This is a genomic window from Microbacterium sp. Leaf351 (genome assembly GCF_001423825.1).
GTDB lineage: Bacteria > Actinomycetota > Actinomycetes > Actinomycetales > Microbacteriaceae > Microbacterium > Microbacterium ginsengisoli.
In genome coordinates this window covers 7,299-9,586 of record NZ_LMPK01000005.1, presented here as the reverse complement: position 1 = coordinate 9,586, position 2,288 = coordinate 7,299, and the positions used below count along the sequence as shown (strand labels likewise).

1 protein-coding gene is annotated in these 2,288 nt (G+C 67.5%); it reads left to right on the top strand.

Features of this window, described 5'->3' with window-relative positions:
- The coding region (locus ASG00_RS02055) for a hypothetical protein (protein WP_056206482.1) at positions 1–2,207 on the top strand (2,207 nt) is incomplete at its 5' end.
- Positions 2,208–2,288 lie beyond the last annotated feature (81 nt).

The following is a 2,288-nucleotide window of genomic DNA, read 5'->3' as shown; positions in this document are numbered from 1 at the left end:
CCCCGACACGCCCAGCCCACCGGCGCGGGCTCGCACACCCCCGGCTGGCCGAGGTCGGCCTCGCTGCGGCAGCGGTGATCGTGACGATCGCGATCGCGACCGCACGACTCCTCGTGTCCCCGTCGTTCTACTTCGCGGACGACACTCAGCTCGGTTCAGTCGGCATCTGGCACGAGCTCGGGGTCTTGGCGCAGTCGGGAACGTTCCCGATCCTCAATCCGCATGCCTGGCAGGGTGGCAACTACTTCGCCGAGGGGCAGTGGGGGCTGTTCAACCCGCTCGCCTGGGTCATCGGCATCGGGAGCGTCGCGACGACGAACATCCTCGGGTATGTGACCGTCGTGAAGATCGCGGCATTGGGCTGCTTTTCCGCAGGATCGTTCCTGGTCGCCCGGTCGTACGGGGCATCCGCCTGGTGGTCGGCCGCTGCCGCCGTCATCATCCCGACCGCGGGTTTCACCGTCTACATGGACGCGCCAAGCTGGGTGTCCGGTCTGTTCAACGCGGCAGCGTTCGCGTTCACCTGGTGGGGGGTGCGCCGCATCCGGGTCGGCGGTGGACCGCTTCCTTATCTGATCAGCGCCTATCTCCTGATCACGTTCGGCTACGTCTTCGGTGTCATCATGCTGGTGCTGCTGCTCGTCATCAGCATCGCCGACGCAGCCGTCCGACGCGAATGGCGGGCGGTGCGCAGACTGGCGTACGCCTCCGTATTCGGCGCGCTGGTGTCCGTCGCGGTCTTCCTGCCCGGTGTGCTCACGGCCGGCGTGACCGCGCGCGGCACGACGCGCATCCTCCAGACCTGGTTCCTCAACGCCGACCTGTCCGATTTCGGCGGGATAGCCTCACCAACGGCCACCATGTCCATCGGCGCATGGTGGGGCCCCGCGACGCACGCGCCGATGATGTCGATCTCGTGGGCCCTCCCTCTCGCCATCGCCTTCTGGGGTGTACTCCGCCGGGGCTGGCGCGACCTCGTCGTGCCCCTCGTCCTCGCCGCGGTCGCGGTCGCGATCATCATCGGCCCCGACCAGATCGGGCCCATTCGCTGGCCGGTGCGTTTCCTGCCCTACCTGACAGTCGCGATCGTCATCGTCTGGGCTGTCATGCTCACGCGCGGATTCCCTCAGAAGCTCGGCCGCCGCGGACTCACGGCGATGCTGATCGTGACGCTCGCGCTGGGATACCTCGCGTGGACGCAGACCCCGACCGCGAAGGTCCTCGCCGGCACCTTCCTCGCGACGACGATCGCCTTGGTCGCGATCTATCTGATCGGCACTCAACGGCGATGGAACTGGCCTCCCGGGACCAGATCTGCGATCGCAGCGATCGTCGTGGTGGCCGGAACGATCTCGGTCACCGTGCCGCAGCTTTACGAGTACCGGACTACGCCGCTGCCGACCTTCGCCACGCCGACAACGGCAGACCCCATGGAGAAGGTGCTCACCGACGGTGTCAACGACGGGTTCGTCGTCGGTGACGTCTATTCGGGTGTTGGGGATCCCGCGTCCTTCGACGAGCTCCTCGTCGGGAACCTCTGGTATTTTTCGCCGACCGAGGTGAGCAACGTCTACACGGTGCTGCCCTACACGGCCTTCACCAACGATCTGTGCATCGACCTGCGCGGCTCGACGTGCGAGACCGCCTACGCCACTCTCCTGTCGACTGACCCGACGACCGGCAGAGTCGTCGCCGATCTGCTCGGCGTGAACACGATCATCGCGACGCGCGCGACATACCCCACGGCACCTCCCGCGGCACCGGGGTGGCATCTGATGCGCAGCGGTTCGACGGTGTGGGTGTACGAACGCGATACTCCTGGCCCGACGGCGGGCGGGGTGGTGGCGACGAGCGCGGGCACGCAGGTCACGGTGACGAGCGAGTCGGACACAGACGTCACGCTGCGCATCGACGCGCTCGGCTCCGATCCGAGCGCCACGCTGAGCCGGCTCGCCTATCCCGGCTACTCCGTCAGCGGTGCAGCCCTGGCAGCGCCGGTGCGCGGCTACCTTCTGACGGTGGATCTGTCGCACGCCTCGGTCGGGCAGATCGTCACCATCAGCTTCCGCCCGCCGGGGTGGACGCTCGAGCTCACCTCGCTCGCGATCGCCGTCGTGCTCGGCATCTGGTGGCCGATCTCGCGCGTCTTCATCGCGCGCCGTCGTAGTGCACGAGCACCACGGGAGCACGCGGAATCGCTCCATTAGACTCGACCACCGAACCGACCCGGCGTCGGAGGAAGCGAATCCGGTGGCAGACATCACGAAGGTCGACGACGCGGGGGGATC